The organism is Xanthomonas sp. LMG 12462 (assembly GCF_009192885.1).
Classification (GTDB): Bacteria; Pseudomonadota; Gammaproteobacteria; order Xanthomonadales; family Xanthomonadaceae; genus Xanthomonas_A; species Xanthomonas_A sontii.
In genome coordinates, this window is record NZ_NMPP01000076.1 from 1 (window position 1) to 20,867 (window position 20,867).

The 20,867-nt window shown below is 63.3% G+C and carries 24 protein-coding genes and 1 pseudogene; 22 read left to right on the top strand and 3 right to left on the bottom strand.

Annotation, left to right across the window (positions count from 1 at the left end):
* From CEK69_RS21105 to CEK69_RS21110, 7 genes are all read left to right on the top strand, one after another.
* Window positions 1-635: DUF6708 domain-containing protein (locus CEK69_RS21105; RefSeq protein ID WP_226975196.1), on the top strand; the 635-nt coding region annotated here is incomplete at its 5' end.
* A 186-nt stretch (window positions 636-821) separates the two neighbouring features.
* Complete coding sequence (locus CEK69_RS16650; protein ID WP_152246828.1) at window positions 822-1,820, top strand: DUF6708 domain-containing protein; 999 nt, start codon at window positions 822-824, stop codon at window positions 1,818-1,820.
* A 280-nt stretch (window positions 1,821-2,100) separates the two neighbouring features.
* On the top strand, window positions 2,101-2,454 hold the full coding sequence (locus CEK69_RS16655) for a hypothetical protein (protein WP_225851574.1): 354 nt from the start codon (window positions 2,101-2,103) through the stop codon (window positions 2,452-2,454).
* Window positions 2,455-2,683: 229 nt separating this feature from the next.
* The gene (locus tag CEK69_RS16660; protein WP_043093925.1) at window positions 2,684-3,037 is read left to right on the top strand and encodes a DUF2185 domain-containing protein; all 354 of its coding nucleotides are present in this window, start codon (window positions 2,684-2,686) and stop codon (window positions 3,035-3,037) included.
* 274 nt (window positions 3,038-3,311) lie between these two features.
* Entirely contained in the window at window positions 3,312-4,007 is a 696-nt protein-coding gene (locus tag CEK69_RS16670) for a DUF1963 domain-containing protein (protein WP_226975197.1), read from the top strand.
* 175 nt (window positions 4,008-4,182) lie between these two features.
* The gene (locus CEK69_RS16675) at window positions 4,183-4,479 is read left to right on the top strand and encodes a hypothetical protein (protein WP_150410024.1); all 297 of its coding nucleotides are present in this window, start codon (window positions 4,183-4,185) and stop codon (window positions 4,477-4,479) included.
* 1,609 nt (window positions 4,480-6,088) lie between these two features.
* Window positions 6,089-6,358, top strand: a complete 270-nt coding sequence (locus tag CEK69_RS21110) for a hypothetical protein (RefSeq protein ID WP_191091390.1) — start codon at window positions 6,089-6,091, stop codon at window positions 6,356-6,358.
* 1,023 nt (window positions 6,359-7,381) lie between these two features.
* Here the strand turns inward: CEK69_RS21110 and CEK69_RS16690 are convergent.
* Window positions 7,382-8,686, bottom strand: a complete 1,305-nt coding sequence (locus tag CEK69_RS16690; RefSeq protein WP_043093929.1) for a hypothetical protein — start codon at window positions 8,684-8,686, stop codon at window positions 7,382-7,384.
* Between the two features lie 151 nt (window positions 8,687-8,837).
* Between CEK69_RS16690 and CEK69_RS16695 the strand changes: the two genes are divergently transcribed.
* From CEK69_RS16695 to CEK69_RS16720, 6 genes are all read left to right on the top strand, one after another.
* A protein-coding gene (locus tag CEK69_RS16695; RefSeq protein WP_152246830.1) for an IS3 family transposase occupies window positions 8,838-9,865 on the top strand; the annotation gives its coding sequence in 2 pieces (ribosomal slippage) (window positions 8,838-9,096 and window positions 9,096-9,865; 1,029 coding nt in all).
* A 72-nt stretch (window positions 9,866-9,937) separates the two neighbouring features.
* Window positions 9,938-10,420: a hypothetical protein gene (locus CEK69_RS16700; protein WP_043090286.1), complete on the top strand. Its 483-nt coding sequence runs from the start codon at window positions 9,938-9,940 to the stop codon at window positions 10,418-10,420.
* Between the two features lie 99 nt (window positions 10,421-10,519).
* Complete coding sequence (locus CEK69_RS16705) at window positions 10,520-10,918, top strand: Imm10 family immunity protein (protein ID WP_017911379.1); 399 nt, start codon at window positions 10,520-10,522, stop codon at window positions 10,916-10,918.
* A 657-nt stretch (window positions 10,919-11,575) separates the two neighbouring features.
* Window positions 11,576-11,989 (top strand): ankyrin repeat domain-containing protein, encoded by a 414-nt coding sequence (locus CEK69_RS16710; RefSeq protein ID WP_081616361.1) that lies wholly within the window; start codon window positions 11,576-11,578, stop codon window positions 11,987-11,989.
* A gap of 51 nt (window positions 11,990-12,040) precedes the next feature.
* Window positions 12,041-12,304, top strand: a complete 264-nt coding sequence (locus CEK69_RS16715) for a hypothetical protein (RefSeq protein ID WP_017911380.1) — start codon at window positions 12,041-12,043, stop codon at window positions 12,302-12,304.
* 70 nt (window positions 12,305-12,374) lie between these two features.
* Window positions 12,375-12,833 carry a T6SS immunity protein Tdi1 domain-containing protein gene (locus tag CEK69_RS16720; protein WP_017911381.1) on the top strand — a complete coding sequence of 153 codons (459 nt, stop codon included), beginning with the start codon at window positions 12,375-12,377 and terminating at the stop codon, window positions 12,831-12,833.
* Window positions 12,834-12,939: 106 nt separating this feature from the next.
* Here CEK69_RS16720 and CEK69_RS16725 read toward each other — a convergent pair whose 3' ends face one another.
* The gene (locus tag CEK69_RS16725; RefSeq protein ID WP_017911382.1) at window positions 12,940-13,617 is read right to left on the bottom strand and encodes a hypothetical protein; all 678 of its coding nucleotides are present in this window, start codon (window positions 13,615-13,617) and stop codon (window positions 12,940-12,942) included.
* A 246-nt stretch (window positions 13,618-13,863) separates the two neighbouring features.
* On the opposite strand from CEK69_RS16725, the gene CEK69_RS16730 reads away from it, so the two are divergent.
* From CEK69_RS16730 to CEK69_RS16765, 8 genes are all read left to right on the top strand, one after another.
* The gene (locus tag CEK69_RS16730; RefSeq protein WP_152246832.1) at window positions 13,864-14,226 is read left to right on the top strand and encodes a hypothetical protein; all 363 of its coding nucleotides are present in this window, start codon (window positions 13,864-13,866) and stop codon (window positions 14,224-14,226) included.
* A gap of 113 nt (window positions 14,227-14,339) precedes the next feature.
* Window positions 14,340-14,621, top strand: coding sequence for a hypothetical protein (locus CEK69_RS16735; protein WP_152246834.1), 282 nt, complete (start codon window positions 14,340-14,342; stop codon window positions 14,619-14,621).
* 59 nt (window positions 14,622-14,680) lie between these two features.
* A complete protein-coding gene (locus tag CEK69_RS16740) occupies window positions 14,681-15,133 on the top strand; it encodes a hypothetical protein (protein WP_152246836.1) in 453 nt (150 codons plus the stop codon).
* Between the two features lie 142 nt (window positions 15,134-15,275).
* Window positions 15,276-15,536, top strand: a complete 261-nt coding sequence (locus CEK69_RS16745) for a hypothetical protein (protein ID WP_017911386.1) — start codon at window positions 15,276-15,278, stop codon at window positions 15,534-15,536.
* 268 nt (window positions 15,537-15,804) lie between these two features.
* A complete protein-coding gene (locus tag CEK69_RS16750) occupies window positions 15,805-16,197 on the top strand; it encodes a hypothetical protein (RefSeq protein WP_017911387.1) in 393 nt (130 codons plus the stop codon).
* A 97-nt stretch (window positions 16,198-16,294) separates the two neighbouring features.
* Entirely contained in the window at window positions 16,295-16,747 is a 453-nt protein-coding gene (locus CEK69_RS16755) for a hypothetical protein (protein ID WP_017911388.1), read from the top strand.
* 293 nt (window positions 16,748-17,040) lie between these two features.
* On the top strand, window positions 17,041-17,523 hold the full coding sequence (locus CEK69_RS16760; RefSeq protein WP_017911389.1) for a DUF3828 domain-containing protein: 483 nt from the start codon (window positions 17,041-17,043) through the stop codon (window positions 17,521-17,523).
* A 28-nt stretch (window positions 17,524-17,551) separates the two neighbouring features.
* Entirely contained in the window at window positions 17,552-17,869 is a 318-nt protein-coding gene (locus CEK69_RS16765; RefSeq protein WP_226975198.1) for a hypothetical protein, read from the top strand.
* A 31-nt stretch (window positions 17,870-17,900) separates the two neighbouring features.
* Here CEK69_RS16765 and CEK69_RS16770 read toward each other — a convergent pair.
* Window positions 17,901-18,101: pseudogene (locus CEK69_RS16770) on the bottom strand (DUF1264 domain-containing protein); the annotation flags it as partial.
* A 208-nt stretch (window positions 18,102-18,309) separates the two neighbouring features.
* Here CEK69_RS16770 and CEK69_RS16775 point away from each other — a divergent pair.
* Window positions 18,310-20,688, top strand: a complete 2,379-nt coding sequence (locus tag CEK69_RS16775) for a TonB-dependent receptor (RefSeq protein ID WP_152246838.1) — start codon at window positions 18,310-18,312, stop codon at window positions 20,686-20,688.
* Window positions 20,689-20,867 lie beyond the last annotated feature (179 nt).

A 20,867-nucleotide genomic window follows, 5' to 3' on the forward strand; every position in this document is an offset into this window, starting at 1 on the left:
ACCGCTACGCACCCACCCTGTTCGACCGCAACGCCGGCAAGGTCCATGTCTTCAAGGACAACACGCGTCTATTCAGCGGGTGGCCGCTCTGGGGCGGGGGCGGCCAGCACGAGATCCTCAGCTACGACTGGGCCTGCGTGCGCGCCCAGGTCGTCCGCTTCAAGACCCTCACCGGCACCGTGGCGCAGGACAACGCGGCCCTGCAGATGATCGTGCTGGCTGCGCCCGGCGATACCCGCGTGGTCGGCCAGTTCGGCCTGGGCCTGACCAGCAGCGCCATCGCCGTGCAGCCTCTGCTCGATACCTGGGAGCACATCCGCCGCTTCATGGAGCACGAAGGGCCGCTGTTCGTGGAAGGCGACGGACCCAATGAGGCCTTGTTCGAGATGCGCTTGGCGCGCTGCATCTTCTTCGGCCAGCCCTTCATCGGCCCGGGCAGTGCGGAGCATTGGAAGCACCCCGATCTGGGCGCCATCCTCTGGCAGGTCATCGCCATCCCGCTGTTCCCTCTGACCCTGCTCTACGGCCTGATCAGCTGGGCCAGTTTCCACATCAAGAGCAAGCCCGCATGGCCGCCTGAAGTGCTGGCCAGCGTGGGCGGCGCCCCCTTGCATGGCAGCGCGCTAGACGCTTAGAAAACAGGGGTCAGAGTGCATTTTTATTGTATGCAAGGCAATTTAAAGTTAGCTCTGACCCCAGTTCTGGCAACGGCGCCAGAAGGGTTTTGTGAGCCGCTCTAAACCCTGGCCATGGCCCGAACCAAGAACGACAAGCCCCCTGTCTCCGGACCCAAGCCATCGGCATCTGGCCGGCCACTGGGCATGGCCGATCTCGATTGGCTCGGCCAGGCGGCCTGCGACGAGTTTTTCAAGCTGCACGACAACGAAGTGTTCAGGGGCATCGGCGCGGGGGCGGTGCTCTTGCCGCCACACAGCGTACCGGCCAGCCGATCGCCCAACAGCGGCGGCGCTGTCATCGAGGCGTTTCCGCATGGGCTGGCGTACGGCAGCATGATGACTTTGCTTGTGGGGTTTCTTGGCTTTGGCGCCGTCGCTATAGGTTTGCCATTGACCCTGATGCTTGCGAGCGCACTTGGTGATGCCAATGCCTTCACTCCCGCCTTGGTCGGTATTTCAGTCCTATCGGTGTTCGTCTACTTCATGCTCCGCTTCGACCTCATCGGCTACCGTTACGCCCCCACCCTATTCGACCGCAACGCCGGCAAGGTCCATGTCTTCAAGGACAACACGCGTCTCTTCAGCGGGTGGCCGCTCTGGGGCGGGGGCGGCCAACACGAGATCCTCAGCTACGACTGGGCCTGCGTGCGCGCCCAGGTCGTCCGCTTCAAGACCTTCACCGGCACCGTCGCACAGGACAACGCGGCCCTGCAGATGATCGTGCTGGCCGCGCCGGGCGATACCCGCGTGGTCGGCCAGTTCGGCCTGGGCCTGACCAGTAGCGCCATCGCCGTGCAGCCCCTGCTCGATACCTGGGAGCACATCCGCCGCTTCATGGAGCACGAAGGGCCGCTGTTCGTGGAAGGCGACGGGCCCAATCAGGCCTTGTTCGAGATGCGCTTGGCGCGCTGCATCTTCTTCGGCCAACCCTTCATCGGTCCGGGCAGTGCGGAGCATTGGAAGCACCCCGACCTGGGCGCCATCCTCTGGCAGGTCATCGCCATCCCGCTCTTTCCGCTGACCGTGCTCTACGGCCTGATCCGCTGGGCCAGTTTCCACATCAAGAGCAAGCCCGCATGGCCGCCTGAAGTGCTGGCCAGCGTGGGCGGCGCCCCCTTGCATGGCAGCGCGCTAGACGCTTAGAAAACAGGGGTCAGAGTGCATTTTTCTTGTATGCAAGGCCATTTAAAGTTAGCTCTGACCCCAGTTCTGGAGTAGACATGCTGGGCACAACAATCCACACGAGACGAATGCGTGTCGTGGTTCCGCCTACTTCATGCATCAGTCTAGTGATGGACGCGCGATGCGGCGTCCGCCTTGGACAAGGCCTCATAATCGCGATCTGTGGCATGCTCGGCTACTGGCAGCAGTACTGGGGAGCGCGGTCCATGCTTCACCCCTTCCTTGGCACCAACGCCTAACGATGATGCAACCCGAAGCCGCCGCGCGATGCGGTTCAATTCAGGTGGCAGGCCCCGAGAACATGTCCATGCAGCCGGCGAAGATTTCCGTACTTGCTCTGCTGGTTCTTGAAGCAAGTCTGGTCACTTCTGCGGTGGCAGGCCTTCTGCTGCGCGATGTACCGGTGGCGCCTGTTGCTTTCGCCGTGCTTGGCGTTGGCTCGTTCCTGGCGCTTCTGATCTCTGTTCCGGCAGCGTGGTACTCCGTGGCCACGGATCGCTCAGCTCGCTCGGCGCCTTACCTGTCGGTCGTCGCCGTCGGTAGTCTCCTGATTACCTGTTTCATCGTGCTGCCGTTTCTGGGCGGCGGCGTGTAGCAGTGGACACACCAAGTCCGGAGGCTTGTGGCCTGATGACCGGTCTTGGTGACACCCAGCGGCCAGCGACGCCAGCAAGATCCAAGACAGAGATCTATGGCATGCTCGCGCCCGTGCGGCAGTGCTGGGGAAGCGCAGTCGATGCTCCACCACCTCCTGGCACCACCGTCTAACTATTCATTCAAGCGGCCCGGCTTCGCGGTGTCGCCCAATCCAGGTGTCAGGACGCATGACCAAGCAGTTCCGACTCTCGCAAGATCAGATCAAGCCAATGGCCGAAGGCTACGGCGGCTGTATTGCCACCGACAGGATCACCGTCGATGGTGATTCCGTGCGCTTCATGTACCGCGAGGCGCCGGACAACGACATCGATAGCGGTTGGCGCTTCATGTCAGGCTCCGAAGACGATGCGTACATGGACAACCCAGCCAACCATGCCGTGTATGACGTCAACACGATCGCCAACTACGACCCGAGCATTATTCCGTTTCTGGACGCCCCGGAAGGAAGCGCATTTGAAAAGCCCTCGGAGTCGGAGCAGTTCGTCGAGGTGACAAACTGGACGCCGGAGGATGAGCCCTGACAGTTGATTCAAACCGCCTCCAGATCGTGGTGCGGTTTAACTGTGGTGCTAGTGACAATGGGCAATCCTCCGCTCGTCCACATGGTTGGGCCAGTGTGGCGGGGCGGCGCAAACTCGGAGTCCGATCTCCTGGCGCCTTGGTATCGGCGTAGCCTAGAGGTTGCGGCACAGGATCGGAGGGCACCTGTCTTGGAAGTGCCCACTGATCCCTGTTCTACTGGAAGTAAAGCCAGTAAACACGGCCCGGCCTCGATGAAGCGCGGAAGACGCACACGTGACGACGACAGCTGACGACCTCAAAGCCCAACTCGCCCGCTCGGGTGTCATCCTGGAGATCGGGGGATTCCGGCCGCCCGACGATCCCCTGGCAAGTTGGTTCGGTCGCGTGAACGTCTGCGCGTCGGGCGAGACATGGCCGGAGACGGCGGGACGGCCGATGCATGCGCTGTGTCAGATCAACGTCAGCGAACTGCCGCTGCGGCCGGCGCGCCTCGCGGATATCGAACTGCTTACGGTGTTCATCGGTACCAATACGCTCCCGGTCGATACGGCCAACGGGGAAGGGTGGTGTCTGCGGGCCTACAAGCGGCTCGATGGACTGGTCCCGCTGGCGCCACGGCACACCGATTCGCCGATCAACGTATTTCCGATGCGGCCGCATGTCTTTCATGACGACTACCCGTGCTGGGAGGATGCGCCGATGGATCTGCCAGCAGATATCGAAGCGCACTACCACGATCTTTTCCGGAACCTGGATGGCTTCAAGCTGGGAGGATGGCCGACGCTGATCCAGGCCGAGATCTTCTGGGCGCCCTTCAAACGCCATCCCGCATCGCCCGAGTTCGTCTTCCAGATCGACTCCACGGACAAGGGCCGCTGGATGTGGGGCGACGGCGGCGTCGGCTACTTCGGCCGCGGAACAGCACCAGGAAAAGAAGACGAGTGGGCGCTTGCGTGGCAATGCTACTAGCGGCGTCCGGTGGAGAAGGCTGCGAGACCAGGTGCGCAGTTGATCGAGTGATGCATCAAGCGAAGTCCTAGCCAGACTGCGCGCTATTGTGCGCAGTGCGCCGACAGGTCTACTCTGATCCAGCTGTCTGGTCGATCACATTAGGGGGTGTGATATGAAATGTGGACTGCTGTCGTTGATCCTGCTGGCGGGCCTTGTGGCATGTCACTCCGCGCCGTCGCCGCGGCCGGCCGTCGCACATGGGGATGGCGCATCGCCGGACCGTCCCGTCGATCTGTCTGCGGCGCATAGCGAAGGCGCGGGCATCGCCGCGCAACGCACATGGCTCGATCAGCACTACCCCGGCGCGCGCATCAAATCGCAGTCGCTGTTGTTTGAGCCGTCGGCCATGGACCTCATCACGATCGTGCTGCCCTCGGGCGAGGAGCGCAAGGTCTACTTCGACATCTCTTCCTACTTTGGGAAGTGGTGAGCGGTGCGATGCATGTCGTGCAGGTATTTGTGATCGGACTCCTGGCGCTGGTTGCGTGTGCCGGATCGGCCTTCGTCGTGGCGGTCGTCGTCCCATCCCGCCTGGTGTTGTGGTTACGTCGACCACGACCTTCCTATGCCTGCTTTGCGTCGACTGGTTCCTGTGGGATGGATTGGAACCGGACGCGGTCACGTCGCAGAGGGGAAATAGGGGTCAGAGTGCAGTTTTCCTAGAAAGTCCGCTCTGATATCCGGTTCTCCTTGCACGCCTGATAGTTATGGTGCGAACCCGAGCAAGAGCCGCCCAGCCATTGACTGCGGATCAATGCCTCGGCGAGGATCACGCCATCCCGCATCCTCGCGGTCCGTCAGGCTAGGGGCATGGAAGAAAAACGGTATTCGAAGCTAGGAACAGCTCTTCATTGGATGGGGTTGGTCGCGGCTCCTCTCTCTGTTTGGGGCGGCCTTATCGCAAACGCAGCCTTGGCGCCCGGCGTCAGCCTCTCTACAGGGCTTGCGGCGTGGATGGGCGTCTTTGTCATGACAGTGCTTCCCGTCCACCTCATTGCGTACGCCACAACGTTCGCTTTCATGAGAGACAGGCTGCGTCTGAAGTACCCGACTCTCGTTGTGGCGCTCCTCACATCCGTCGCCGCCGTCGGGATCGCTTTTTCACAGGGAGGCAATCCATTCCAAGCGGTATTTGGTGCCTGGTATACACCCTGCTTCGTGATTGCATATGCCGTTGCAGCGGGATGCCCAAGCTCCGTGCAAGGAGATGGCTCGCAAAAGTCTGGCATCTCCATCAGGGCGGCCTCGTGATATCACTACGGAAATAGGGGTCAGAGTGCACATTTTATTGAGGAAATTAGGGGTCAGAGTGCACATTTTCTTGTGTGCTACACCTTTATAGTTCACCCTGACCCCCAGTTTTAACATGCGAATTTCATGGCAAGCCAAACTTGGACAGAGAAAGAATACGTGGAGTGCCTGAAGCACGAACGCCACTTGTTCGCGCGGGTTCTTCGCTCTTACGGGTCATAATCACCGGCGGACGCTGACAACGCGGCAGTTGCACGCTATCCATACGAGGAGCCAAATGATCCACACGGGCTCATCTTTCATGACGAGGCATGGCACTGGGCCATGCTTCGCATCCACGGAGAAGTTCACTGGCTTGCCAATCCTCAGCTTGAGTCTCCGCCGCAGGAATACCTTGATGCATCATCGTCGCTGGAGCCTAACAGTGGTCCCTAACAGTTCACTCAAGCCGACGCCGAAGTCGCTGCGTGGGTCCGCTTAGTTCAGGCGCTAGGTGCCACGTCAGATGCTTAGCCAGCTTTGGGAATCATGGCAGTTCAACCTCGGACTCGGCTTGGCTAGCCTCGGCGCTGGGCTGCTGGTAGTGTCGCCGTGCCTGCTCGTCCCGTCTTGGCGTCGCAAGCTTCTTCGGTCGAACTTAGATATCGAGGGAGTCGGTCTCATTGCGCTGACGGTCGCGCTTGCTGCAGTCGGCTGTTACAACTACATCAGTGCCGGAAACGGCAGCTGACAGTTCCATTCAGGCCGAACCGGCTTCGCTGATTGAGATAATTTAAGCGTTAGGTCACATGAAGAAGATTTTCGCAAACCTAGTAACAGTGCTCGGCGTGCTATTCTCGCTGACCGGGCTATTCGGCACGCCATTAGTACTGCATCAGCTTCCGATCTCCTTGATGTTGCCAAGTGATGGAGAGACCTCCCATCAATACCTTCGGGCGGTCCCTGCCGAGCTACCCTGGCCGGAATATCTGCCATACATTTTTATCCTTTTGGGGAGCGCAATGCTTGTTGCCGGCATACTTTTGCGCCGAAAAATTCGTGCACTGCGGCTTAACTAGTTATTCAAACGGAAGCTGCCTCGCGGTTCGGTTTAAATCAGGTGTTAGTCCTTATATGTTGAGTTGCGCTAACTGTCGGGAGGTCTGGGAATCGGCTCCAAATGGGTCGTCTCTTTGCGCTCTCATCAACGGCGACATCGGCTGGCTTATGTTCTTGCCTTCGTCTGAAGATACAGGCTTCAGTTCTCGCAACCCTTCCTATTCCGGACCGCTTGACGAAATGATCGAATACAGGCTCTCCAATGGCCAAGTCGATTTATATCCAGCTTCATGGGCGCTGCCGCTCGCAACGATTGAGCGAGCCTTCGCCTCCTTCCGGGACACGGGAAAGCCCCCAACTTTCGTCCGCTGGCACAACGACTCCGGTGATGCTTTAGAAGTCTGATCACCGGTCTAGGAAAAAGAGTCAGTAGGAAAAAGAGTCAGAGTGCACTTGTCTTGAAAATGCACTCTGACCCCAGTTCTCTCACCAGTTCTCTCAGTTGAGGATCGGTCTCGTCGGCCGACTTGCGGGTATAGATGACGCAGCGCATGGGGATCTCCGGCAAAAGAATGGGAGCACGCTCAGCACCTGCTGCGCGTGCGCTCAGATCTCTTTTTGCTGTTCAAATCCACGCCGTGAAGGCGACATGCGACGCGTTCGGACATCATATGCGACGTTGACGTGGTCGAACCGGATACTACCTCAGCGCGCCCGGGCTTGAGCCAGGCGGCGCCGATCGCCGAGCAGACGCTTTTCCGGCACTGGCCGTTGTTTTCGCGCGACGCTGCCAGCCGCGCCGCATCCCCCCGGCCGCCTGGACCGATGTGCTGGCCACGGCTCTCCTTTGCCGTGCCGCATCGGCCCATGCCGACAAGGTCCTCGAACACGAGCGACTGGCGGGGGCGCAGCGCCTGCTCGATTAAGCGGCACGGCTCGCCGCTGCGGCGGCTCCTGCGGCGGGTTCTGGTATGCCGGCTGGACAACTTGATCTGCGCGCGATGCGCTAGTGATAGAGCCGGTAGAGGTGCAGCGTACTGGAATCAGTACAGCCGTAGGCCTAAGTCCACGATCTTGCCAATCGGACTGAAAACCAGCGCGCCGCACCGGCCCGGTTCGACGCCCGCATAGGAAGCGCTCTTGACGATGCCGTAGGCAATGTTTCCATAGTGGACCGGCCCGCCACTGTCACCACGAAAGCACGCCAAGTCGTCCCCCACTACCACCTTGTAGGCCAGGGGGTCACAGACCTGTCCGTTGCACTCCTTACTGCTAAAGCTCGCCGTGCTACTCGACACGACGCCGCACGTCCAACCGGTCTGCAAGCCCCTGTGGCATACCCGATCTCCAGCTACGGCGGCTGCGGCCGAGAGGATCGCCACACCGCAACTGGAACAGGTGTCCCTCGCAAAGACTTCTCCAAGTGGGCGGTAGCCCAGAACTGGGAAAGAAAACCATGCCAAGTCGTGTGTCGCGTCGAAAATCCGGTCCTCGTAAGTCAGCTTCGCGGTGACCTGTACGCCGCTTGCCGCATCCGACCAGTTTCCGTACATGAGGTTCTTGCCACAGTGCGCCGCGGTGACCAGGCCCCAATTGGTGTTGTCCTTGTTCCGCACGATGAAGCCGCCGGTGCACTGGTGCTCGTTGTCCAGATTGAGGATCTGCGAGCCGCCCCGCACATAGGGGGACTGGGTCGTTGCCAATGGCGCACTCTGTGTCGGCAACGTTGAGCTGGACGATGGCTCGGGCGACTCTTGTGGTTCTGATTCCATGGGGCCTGGCAGGAACTTGAACCTGACAGGCACGCCGAGCTGGCGACTCAGCGCTGCGTTCTCCGCTTCGTAGGCAGCTTGCTCCTCCGCAGGGACGAAGACGTAAAGCACGATCGCAGCATCCACTTCATCGATACCCGTGCCCTGCAAGCCGGGCACCTGCTCCTGCAGGCGTGCTTGGTTCGCCGCCAGGATGGCGCTGATCTCGTCTAGCGTCTTGCCGGACACCAGCGTGAACTTGACCGGGATGGTTCCGTGCGGCGTGGACAACTCATGGATAGCGGGTAGCGGACCCTGCTTGAGCCGCAGCACGAGCTTGAACCCGTCGCGGCTATCGTCCCAATACGAGGTATCGAGACGGTCGGCATAGTCCGCTTTGAAAGCGTCGATCTCCGACCGGGCAAGCACCTGCCTGAGCTCCAGGCGCCGCGAGGCTTCCGCTTCAGCCACGTGATTGTCCTTTGCGTAGCTGCGGGAGATGACCTCCAACTGGTCCAAAGGCTTGGCATCCTGAGCCTGAGCAGTACTGGACAGCGCCATTGCGCAGGCTGCGACGAAAAGCCACGTGTGTGTCATCGTTTGATCCTCCTTGAATTTTGTTCCTGAAGGGCAGCTCCATCTATTTTTCTTGTCGCGTATGCCTGTGTCAAACCGACGCCCCGACGTCCCCCGGTTTTGAGTAGCAGGGCGATTTGGAGTCCAATCCCCAACGAGACGGAGATTGGACGTGAAGAAGCGCTTTACCGAAGAGCAGATCATCGGCTTCCTGCGTGAGGCCGAAGCCGGCGTGGCGGTGAAGGACCTGTGCCGGCGGCACGGATTCAGCGAGGCCTCCTACTACCTGTGGCGAAGCAAGTTCGGCGGCATGAGCGTGCCGGAGGCCAAGCGGCTCAAGGAGCTGGAGGCGGAGAACACGCGGCTGAAGAAGCTGCTGGCCAAGCAGTTGTTCGAGAACGACGTTATCAAGGACGCCCTGCGAAAAAAGTGGTGACCGCACCGGCGCGCAGGATGCTGGTGCGGCAGCTGATGGAGCGCGGGCTCACGGAGCGTCGGGCGCTGGCCGTGGTGCGGATGAGCGCCAGCGCGCTGCGCTACGTCCCGCGTCCGGATCGCAACGTCGAGCTGCGCGAGCGGATCCTGGCGCTGGCGCAGCGGCACAAGCGCTACGGCGTCGGGATGATCTATCTGAAGCTGCGGCAGGAGCAGTGGCCGGTGAACTACAAGCGGGTGGAACGGCTGTATCAAGAGGCCAGGTTGCAGGTGCGCCGGCGCAAGCGGAAGAAGGTGCTGCTGGGCGAGCGCCAGCCGTTGCTTCGGCCTGAAGCCGCTAACCAGGTCTGGTCGATGGACTTCGTGTTCGACCGCACCGCCGAGGGCCGGGTGCTCAAGGCCCTGACCATCGTCGACGATGCCACGCACGAGGCGGTGGCGATCGAGGTGGAGCGGGCTGTCTACGGTCACGGCGTGGCCCGGGTGCTGGATCGGCTGGCACTGACACGGGGTCTGCCGCAGGTGATCCGCACCGACAACGACAAGGAGTTCTGCGGCAAGACGATGGTGACGTGGGCTCACGAGCGCGGTGTGCAGCTGCGCTTGCACTGGTTCCCGACGCTGCTGCACGCCCGCGCCGAGATCCAGACCTGGCGACGGGAATATAACGAGGAGCGACCGAAGAAGATCTTGGGCGGCCTGACCCCGGCCGCCTATGCCCAACAGCTAGCGGCCAAAGCCGCTACGATGAAACCCGGACTCTAAAGAGCCCCGTTACTGAAAGCGGGGGGACGTCGAGGTTATGCAACAATGCGCCTAAGCCGCTGGAGAGAAAGTATGAAAAAGCATCTCGCCGTACTGCTGCTGATCGTGGGCCTTGTCTGTAATGCGCCCACGCTCGCCCAATCCTCCAAGTCGCCCTTTCTCGGAAAATGGGTGCTCGATGTCGCGAGCATGCCGGCGCCGCCCGCGCAGCGGCCGAAAAGCGCCTCGCTCACCTACAGCGATGTGGGCAAGGGCAAGTGGCAGACGAATGCCGACATCGTCGGTGGCGATGGGCATGACATCCATGCCGTCGCCATTTATCCGCTAGACGGAACCGCAGTCCCAAGCAAAGGCTACCCGACGGTCGACACCACGGCCGTATGGCTGCCGGCGCCGAACGTGATGGTCGCCGCCTTCTACTTGAAGGGAATGCCGCGCACGACGCGCACTTACACCGTCGCCCCTGATGGCAAGACGATGACCGAAACCGTGGTCTGGTTGAACATCAACGGCGAGCCGGCGATCACGATGAACCGCTTCAACCGTGCTGAATAGCCTATGCGGAAAATACGGCTCAGAGCGCGCTTTCTTGGGAGTTCGCTCTTGGCCTTCTTCTAATCTGTGGAATATGGCGAATGAGGAGCGAGCATCGGCATGTCGTCATTCGTACTTCAAGCGAGAAGCATCGCTGTAGAACACCCAGAGGGGGAGTGCCATCTTGTCGGCTTCGCCGACCAGGCGCTCGATACCACGACCTATCTCCTGCTCCAGCGTGCATTCTCGTTCGACGAGCAGGACGTGGCGTTGAGGATGGACACCTATCATGTCGAATGGTGCGGCCAGGAAACCTCGGGCTACGGCGGCGTCTCCCAGTTTCTGCTCAGCCCTGGCCACGCGCGGATTACATTCGTTCCAGATTCGCCGGTGGCACTGGCTGGTTTGGGGATTCTCACGGTCGTGTTCCAGTTGACACCGCCGGAGTACCTGACATTGCAGGCTGCCCTTCGTTGCATATTCGCGGGAAGCGGTTGCCTCTTGGTGACCGATGCTTAAAGTGTCGTATCCGACCCGTACTCGTTCGCGGGCTTGATCGTTCGGCATTAACGGCAAAGGAGGACTAGATGCTACTTGCCCTTATCACTGCGCTTTTCCTGGCCGCGTCCTCCGCCGTGGCCAGCAGTACGATGTGGGCGTTCTAAGCGCCGCCCGGCGCACCAGTGCCGGATCTGGAATTTCTCGGCTACGACAAGATTGGTGGGATCCTCATTCAAGACAAGAATGGGCCACGCAATCTTCCGCAAGGTTCCTACAAAGTCGTTGCGTTGGATCAGAGCGCTAGCAGGATCGACCTGACCTACACCGATCCAGGCGATCCCTCGCTTCCACCGAGCTTCAAGCTAAGGGGAGCAGGGCCGGACACGACCTGGACCATGCGCGGTAGGATGTACAAGGGCAAATTAAGTTGTGAGGCATGGTGAGCCATCCGCGACCGCCTGGTCGTCAACCAGCGCTGTGCCGCTGAGCTGAAGGCTGGGACTGGCGCCTCTCTGAACCAGGAACCTGTTGGCGGCCTGTGCGCACTGGGCGGTCGTTTGGAGAAGCCGTAGTGAAGAGTATTGATTGGAGTCATGTGGTTCCGTCCTATAGACTGGAACTTATTCAAACCAACGACAGTTCGTGCGGATCGAGTCAAAAGAGGCAACTTGCAACATGAAAAGGGTCTCTCTACTCGCCGTGTTGGCGCTCAGCGTGTTGCCACCCGCCGTCGATGCCAAAGACCTCTTCGCCAAAGATCGCTGCAAGGCCGCGTACGAGTATCACTTCCTCAATAGGGCCGTGGCGTTCGAGGATTGGACAGGGGTAGAAATTTTGCTTGAAGGAGGCGCAGACCCAAACGGTCGTGGCTATGCGCAGATCACGGAGTGCGTTCGTCTTCCAGGCGAGTTCAGCTCCCCACTCGCACTGGCAGTGAGGAATGGCAACGCCGACCTCGTTCGCTTGCTACTGAAATATGGCGCAGATCCTAATCTTCCGGAAGGAGAGTCGGTGACCCCAACGGGAATTGCACGCGGCATGGCTTCTCCGGCCATCCTGCAACTGCTGCTTGAGCATGGCGGAAGATAGGCACAGTGCCTTGTTCGTGCGAGATCGCATCCATCTGCCGCTAACGGACGCATGACCACATTCCAATTCCAACCCCGCTGGAAGGAAGAACTCGTCTGCACCGGCCCGGGCGGCGAGTTCGTGCTGGATTTCCCGATGGGCGTGCCCACGGTCTACGCGCCCACCGAGCATGCCTGGGCGCAGAGTGCACCTGCATGGGCGCGCGACCTGTGGCCGGTGTTCAAGGCCGAGCTGGAAGCCTGGTGCGACGAGCGCGACGTGCAGTTCTTCCTGGATGGATCGGCCAAGTGCTACGGAGCCACTGCCAAGGCCTAAGTGAACACGCTGACAGCAGGCGGATGCGCGTGGCTTTGTATCCTGGCGCGCCATCGCAGCAAGGTCTCCAATGAGTCAGAGTGCAGAGCGCGCTGAAGCGACGAACGTCCCGCTGTATCACCTGATCACGCCGGAATCGCACGAGGTGCTCGGCCCGTGGGCGGACGCATTCCCGGCGTATACCGTCGTGGTCGGCTACTCGAGTCTCGGCCACTTCTTTCTGCATGATCCGGCCAGCCAGGATTATGCGGTGCTGCATCCGTTCAAGGCCGCGGGCAAGTCGTATGGCGCACATGCGTCCACCGCGGCGTTCGAGGCGGCCATCCTGCGCGATCCGGGCTTCGAAGAGTACGTGTTGCGCGGCGACCATGTACGGGCGATCGCGGCGCGTCTTGGCCCGTTGAAGCCCGGGCAGATCTATATCCCGCAACCGTATCCGACGCTGGGCGGAACGGAAGCGCCCGAGACGTACGACAAGGGCGATGTGTGGGTCTTTGCGGACCTGGTCACGCAAAGCGTGGGGTTGTGACGCAAACTGGAATGAAGCCGCGGGAGGCGATCTTCTAGCGAGAACCCAGGCGGCACTGGATCGCCGCCTGGATCAAACGCAACGCCAGCACCGCAGAGACCGCGCCTCAGTGCTTCGCCGCCTTGCGCCGGTACACGCCATTGAAGCTGACGTTGGCGCCGCCGCACTCCAGGTTGTCCGAAGCCACCAGCAGATCGCCGACCAACTGCAGGCGGACCTTGCAGTCGTCCTGGCTGAGTTCCAGCCGATTGCCTTCGGGAAAGCCGCGCGCGGTGACGGCGCCAAGGTGCGGCCCACCAGGCGCTTGATCTGGGGTCGGGTTGGCGCTGGGCCAGTAGGCATCGCCGTTGGCGGTGATGGTGCCGTCGCCGTTGGCGATCAGTTGCAGTTCGTTGTCGCCGTCGTGCCAATGCCCGACCCAGGCCTGCGGCTTCGGTGCGGCCGTCGCCGGCAGTGGCTGCACGCTGGACGCCGCCACCCAGCCGGCGCTGCCCCCGACCTTGTTGGGGTAGAACGCGCAGACGAAGCCGCCCTGGCGCTGCGCCAGGATCACGGTGTCGTCCTTGACCACATAGGCGCGCTGCCGGCACGCGGCCTCGCCCTTGGCCGGGCAACCGTCGTCGTCGTTGAGCAGGTACAGGCGCGGCACTGCGACCTTGGCGAGCGAGAACCCGGCCGTGCTCATGGGGAAGCCGCCGTTGCGGCACATCGCGGTGTCCTCGTCCGGCGCCGCGTAGGCCAGTGCGGGAACCGCCAACAAGGCGAGCAGCCAGGTCTTGTGCATCACAGTCGCTCCAGAGGTGGGGCAATAGTGTGGTGCATGCCGGGTGAACCGGTGGCGAGCGAATTGGCAGGTGAGGACATCGACGCCGAGGAACACCTCGACCTGTAAGTTGGCTGCCATCAAGCACGCCGCGGGGATACCCTTGCCGCGGTCCAGATTTCAGAGGGTGGTGGAATGGCAGTGAAGTAACGGGCGGGCGATGTCTTCGCGATCCTGTCGGATGCGGGAACGTACGCGCTTTGCCAAGTGCTGTGGGCGCCGCAGGGCGACTATCGCAAGGTGGTCGGCTTCTGTGTGCTGGAACAGCAGGCATCGGAACCGACGCTTGTCGCGTCGCCGAGCCGGCCGCTGCCGGTGCGCGATGGCGACAAGGACATCCGATTGCTGTTCACCGGCACCCAGAAACTCAGGAGCGGCGAATGGCAGATCGTCGGCGCCGCGCCGCTGCCCCAAGACGCCAGGGAGTTGCTGACCTTCCACATCGCCGGCGCCCTGCACGAAGGCGACACCTTCGTGCGGATGCTGTCGGTGGACGAGTACGCGCGCTATCCGTCGATGTCGGTGCTCGGATTCGAACTGGTGCAGTGGCTGCTGAGCGACAGCCGGTGATCGAGGGCGCCGGCCGTTGACGGCCAGTGCCCGCTCGGCGAGCATCGCATGCAGCCTCGGCGCAGGGGCGAGGCCAACGCCGCACATCACTTCTGTCTGGATCAGGTGACACCATGCCCGCAAGCCTGTTGACCGAGGTCGTCCTGCGCCCGCTGGTCGAGATCGTCCTCTATGGTCTGTGCTATGTCGTCGGCATGCTCGTGGTGCCGACGTTCTCGTTCGGTTACTACAGTGTCGAACCGTGGAGCAGCAAGCGGCGCAGCAAATCCGGCAAGCGCAGCGCGTACCTGGCCCCACGCGTGGTCTCGGCCGACGCGGCGGCCTTCTGGGGCGGGTTTGCCCTGGTGTGCTTTGGGCTGTTGGGCTATGCGCTGTGGCAGGCAGCGGGGACTTAACCCCGAAGCGGCCACACAGCGCTACGCTTGCTGTCGACTGCAACGGATTGCACCTACTCATGCCTCACTCGGCCACCTGCTTCACCACGCGTTACACGCTGTCGACCTTGCGCGATCAGATCGACGAGCGCCCCGAACTGGTGATGGCGTTGGAGTGCATGATCGAGGTGGAAGAGGAGCACTTCCCGGACCCACCAACCCTCGCGGCGCTGTCGCATCTGGTGCAGTGCTCGGCATGCCAGGCCTGGAGTGCCGCCTGGATGGACGCGCAGTTCCCGGAGCGGGTGGCGTGGCGCGAGCGAATCGCACGCTACTGCTGCAGCAGCATGTTCGCGGCGGTGACCAAGCCGGACAGGATCGTGCGGATCGGCTTCGAGTTGTTCCGTGGCGAGGATCCGACTTGGTACCTCAATGATGCGATCTGTGTGCAGTTCTGTCCGTGGTGCGGGCAGCGCCTGCCCGATCGTCCGTTCGAGCCGGATCTGGAGCCGGAGCCGGAGCAAACACCGTGAGGCTGTGCCGCCGCTGCGTCGCCATGACGGCGGGAGGGCTGCCGCGACGGTCGATCGCCCTGTGGCGGCTCAACCGGCTTGCGGATCCGTCGCACGACCACGCTGCTTGCCGCGTGGCGATGTCGGCGCTTGGCGGTGTGCGATGAAGCAGCGCCTGCTCGCCCTCGCGATCGCGCTGCTGTCCGCCGGTTGGGTGCTGCCGCTGTGGTGCGGTGTCGAGGCGTGGCTGACGTTCTGGCAACGCGGGGGCACAGCGTCGTTGCAAGGTGGTCCTCCCGGCGACTCGTTTCCGTACCTGGCCTTCGCCTCGGCCTGCAGCAAGGTCGCCAGCGTCTGGCTTGCCGTCGCAATCGGCATCTGGGCGTATCTGGGCGCGCGTGCCTGTCTACGACAGATGCGATGAGTTGTCATGCGCCCGTGCTGCAATGGGTCCGGCCGGTCGCTGCACCACGGTGTCGGTCCCCGGTGGCAGGGCGCTGCGAGAGATGCCCATGTGCCGCAGACGGCGATGCCGGCCGCCACCGGGTTACATGACGTGCCGCACCGTTGTCCACCTGGGCGGCCGTGCATGCGTTACCTTCCTGGACCGCCCATCCGCGCCTGCGCGCCATGACGCAGCCACGCCGATGCGCGCGTCCGCCCCCCCGATCGTTCGAGAGTCAAGCTGCCGCATGCATCCTGTCATCCATTTCCGCTCCCGTCTGCTCGAGGTGAGCGCCGAGCCGGAGAATCCCATCAATCCGATCCGCGGCAGCTCGCTGCTGGACTGGCTGCGCGTGCGTGTGGGCGACGCCATGGTCCTGTCCGAGCCGGACCCGGAGGACTGGGGCTGGGCCTCCGAAGCCGAATGCCAGGGGCGCACCTACCTGGTCGGTGCCTACGCCGAGGAAGAGGTCGATGGCAACCATACCTGGATGCTGCAGATCGAGAAGGAGCGCTCGGTCTGGGAGCGTTTGCTCGGCCGCCATGCGATGCGCGACGACGATCCGTGCTTTGCGCGGCTGCATGCGCTGATCGCGGCCGAACCGCGGTTCACCGACGTGGTGGTGGAACGCGAATCCTGACCGCCGGTAGGGCTGCGCGACGCGATGGCGCGGACTGCAGCACACGCGCCATCGCGCTTGGGTATGCTCGGCGGTCCCTCTCCATCCGCGTGCCACCATGCCGATCCGTACCCTGTCGCTGTTCCCGTTGCTGCTGATCGGCACCTCGCCCGAGCTGATGGCGGCGCCCAGGCATTGCCTGCCGTATGGCCCGACTCAGGTCACCCTGTCCGGTATTCTGGCGCCGTCGCCCACCGACGCCGCCCCGCCTACTGTCCCGCATACGCATACGCATACGCATCCGGACGCCGCTGCCGGTGCGGCAGCGACCCAGGAAGACGTACTGATCCTGCCGCAGCCGCTGTGCGTGGCGGCGTCGGCGGATGGGCGCCAGCCGCGCTACGAGCAGGTGCGCCAGCTGCGGCTGGCGGTCACCGCGGACCAGGCCGCACACCTGCGCGAAGAAGGTGTCGGCCAGGTGGTGAGGGTGACCGGAACCCTGGCGCATGCGCCGATCGGGCCGGATGCACCGCCGCTGCGCTTGAGCGTGCTCGGGGTGGACAGCGACTGAAGGATGCCCTGGTGACACGCTTTCACTGCGATTTAGCGGCATGTGTCGTGGCCTTGTAGGAGCGGTTTCAGCCGAAACGGGCATTCCCGGTAAAGCCTGTCGCGGCTGAAGCCGCTCTACGTGGTTGCAGTTCCGGTGAAATCGGATGTCTCCCGTTACCTAGGCATCTGGTTGCTGCGGCCACGCCGGCCGCTGGCGCACGAGGCAGCGCTCGCATTGACGCCGCGCAGCCACTGGTCGAGGATCGCCATGCCGCATCTGGCGGCCCGAGGTGGCAACGATCCATGAGGGGAATGCGCGTTCTGTGTGCGATAAGTCTGTGGCTGAGCGCGTTCGCCGCCATCGCGGGCGAGTCGCCGGCGCACACGGTCCAGACGTTCTATGCCTGGGCGATCGCGCCCAAGCACGCCGATGGCGACGTTGCGCAGGTGCGGCATCTGCTGGGGCGGGAACTGTTCGCGGCGCTGGAGGCGCAGCGCGCCTACGAGGCAGCCTGCGCCAAACTTGTGCCTGCAGACGTCAAGCCGCACATGCTCGACCAGAGCCCCTTCTTCCTGTGGCCGGACCAACCGACGGCGCTGGTCTCGACGACCGCGCAAGTCACCGGCGACACCGCGCAGGTGCGCGCCCGTCTGGCCATCGATGACCAGCAGTGGACGGATACGTTGGTGCTCGGTCGCCAGGACGATCGCTGGGTGATCCTCGACATCGCGTGGCAGGAAGGCACGCTCACCCGACGCCTGACGGACTTTGCCGCGCAGCGCTGCACGCAATGACGTCGCCGGCGTAGACGAGGGAAGCGCGATGGATGACGTCGGCAGTCGTACCGCGCTATTGCTGAGCCTGCAGCGCGCCCTGCTCGGTGAGGTGCACCCACAACTGCGGCAGGCCTCGATCGAGGCCGACCAGGCGCGCCGCGTGGTCCGGTTGCGCTTCGAATACGACGGCCCGCCGATGGAAACGCCTCGCGAAAGCTGCTCGTGCGCCGCCACCGAGGTGATCGCGGACTTTCCGGCGAGCTGGGACCTCGAAGAAGTGCATGTCGCCGTGCCGATGCCGGAGCCGCTGCAGCCCCTGCAGCACGTGGCATACCGTCGCGCAGAACCGGACGCTTCGGCCTGAATCACGCCGCTTGCGCGTGGCATCCTGGGGCCTATCGTTCCCCAGTGCCCGCGTCCACCACCCCGGGAATCGGCGTCGCCGAGGGAAACGCCTCGCGCAGCAGGTGCACGCCCTGCTGTGGCTTAGCCAGTGGCGTCAGGTCCTGGCGGTCGGCGCGCAGTTCGGCGCTGCGGTGCGGGGCGATGGCGTCGCGGCGGGCCTGCAGGTCCGGCTGCAGTTCGCCGTCGCGATGCATGAGGTCCGTAGATGTCCGCTGCGACGGCGTGGCGTGACGTGATGCGGTCACGCATCGTCGCGCCTTGGCAGCCACGCCGTCATTGCAACGGCGGTGCAACACAGACGACATATCGTGCCGCGCTGCGCCACCGTATGGCGCATGCCGTCGCGGGCTGCTGCGCAAGCCGAACGGACTCGATTCTGCGCGCTCACAAGGATTCGACATGCTGCATCCCCATCTCTCCCCGCGGCCGCTGACCGCGCGCGCCGCGCCGGCCCGTACCCGCCTGGCGCAGGCCTGCGCCGCCCTGGTGCTGGCCTCGGTCGCCGCCGCCGCCGCCGCGCAGGACAGCGCGCCGTCGCTGGCCGGCAGTGAGACCCGCCCGGCCAATGCCGCTGGTACTGGCGACGCGGCGACCTCGCTGGACACCATCATCGTCACCGCCGAGCACCGCGAGCAGAACCTGCAGGAGGTGCCGGTGTCGGTGGGCGTGGTGCAGGGCGAGGCGATGCGCGACTTCACCGCCGGCGGCGACGACACGCTGCTGGCGCTGTCCGGCCGCGTGCCCAGCTTCTACGCCGAGACCACCACCGGCCGCATCTTCCCGCGCTTCTACATCCGCGGCCTGGGCAACATCGACTTCTACCTCGGCGCCTCGCAGCCGGTGTCGATCATCCAGGACGACGTGGTGCTGGAGCACGTGGTGCTGAAGTCCAACCCGGTCTACGACGTGGACCAGGTGGAAGTGCTGCGCGGCCCGCAGGGCTCGCTGTTCGGCCGCAACACCACCGCCGGCATCGTCAAGTTCGACAGCATCAAGCCCAGCGACGACTACACCGGCCGGGTCACCGCCAGCTATGGCAGCTACAACACGGTCTCGGTCGACGGCGGCATCGGCGGCCCGATCAACGACGTGCTGTCGTTCCGCGTGTCCACCCTGTACCAGCACCGCGACGATTGGGTGGACAACACCTACACCGGCCCGAGCGCCGACGGCACGGTCACCCCGAAGAAGGACGCGATGGGCGGCTACGACGACCGCAACGCGCGCCTGCAGCTGCTGCTCAAGCCGAGCGAGAACTTCTCCCTGCTGGGCTCGTTCCACACCCGCGACTACGACGGCACCTCCACGCTGTTTCTGCGCGGCGCGCTACACAAGGGCTCGAACAAGGTCGACGTGCCGCGCGACCAGGTGGCCTATGACGAGGCCCACGACAACCCTCAGGCGTACAAGACCCACGGCGCCTCGCTGAAGGCGATCTACGACTTCGGCGGCGTGTCGCTGACCTCGATCAGCGCCTACGAGACCACCTCCGGCTACAGCCGCGGCGACACCGACGGCGGCGCCGCGGCCAACTTCCCGGTCAACGGCGTGCCCAACGGCTACGGGCAGTCGATGGGCCAGGTGCGCGATCTGGACCAGTACACCCAGGAACTGCGCCTGGCCAGCGAAGGCGACGCCCCACTGCAGTGGCAGGCCGGCGCGTTCTACTTCGACGGCAAGGACACCACCGACTTCTACCAGCGCGCCTACTTCCTGCAGACCGCCGCGCGCAATCCCAACAACTGGGTGCGCCTGCACAACAGCAACACCTCCTGGGCCGGCTTCGGCCAGCTGACCTACAAGGTCACCGACGCGTTGACCCTGACCGCCGGCGTGCGCCAGACCCGCGACAGCAAGGAGACCAAGCTGCTCAAGACCGCCGACACCGCGGCCGGCGTGGTCACCTACAAGGGCCGCCGCGACGTGCGCCTGGCCGACACCCAGCCGAGCTGGGACCTGAGCGCGATGTACGAGATCAACCCGAACGTCAACGTGTACGCGAAGGTCGCCCGCGGCTTCCGCGGCCCGACCATCCAGGGCCGTTCGGCGGTGTTCAACTCCGACTTCACCACCGCCGACTCGGAAACCATCCTGTCGTGGGAAGCGGGCATCAAGAGCAACCTGTTCGACAACCGCCTGCGCCTGAACGTCACCGGCTTCACCTACACCGTCGACGACATCCAGCTCAACGGCAACGACTCCAACGGCAACGGCGTGCTGTTCAACGCCGACAAGGCCAAGGCCTACGGCATGGAAGCGGATCTGGACTGGCGCCCGATCCCGAACCTGTCGCTGACCGCCGGCCTGAGCCTGCTGCACAGCGAGATCCAGGACAAGCGCGTGTATGCGCAGGTGTGCGGCCTGAACGGCGTGGTGGTGTGCACGGTGAAGGACCCGACCATCCGCATCGGCAACAACACCTTCGCCCAGATCGACGGCAACCCGCTGCCGAACGCGCCCAAGTACAACGTCAACCTGGCCGCGCGCTACGACATCCCGGTCAACGACGGCGGCGCCTTCTTCGTCGCCACCGACTGGAACAAGCAGGGCTACACCAGCTTCGTGCTGTACGACTCCACCGAGTTCACCTCCAACGGCAATTTCGAGGGCGGCCTCAAGCTGGGCTACACCGGCGACTACGGCGCATGGGAAGTGGCCGCGTTCGCCCGCAACATCACCAACGAGAAGAACCTCAAGGGCGTGATCGAGAACTACATGGCGGCCGTGTACAACGAACCGCGCATCGTCGGCGTCTCGTTCAACCTGCACTGGCACTGATCGCAGCACGTCGTAGCACCACGCCGGCAGCACCTGCCGGCGCCAGCGGGCGGGAGGGCGACAGTCCTCCCGCCCGTTTGCGTTTGGCAAGCTAGGTTGCCGCAGCTGTAACCATAGCCATAGCCATAGCCATAGCTGTTGCCTGGCTTTGGCTTGGCTTTTGTTTTTGATTTACCGGG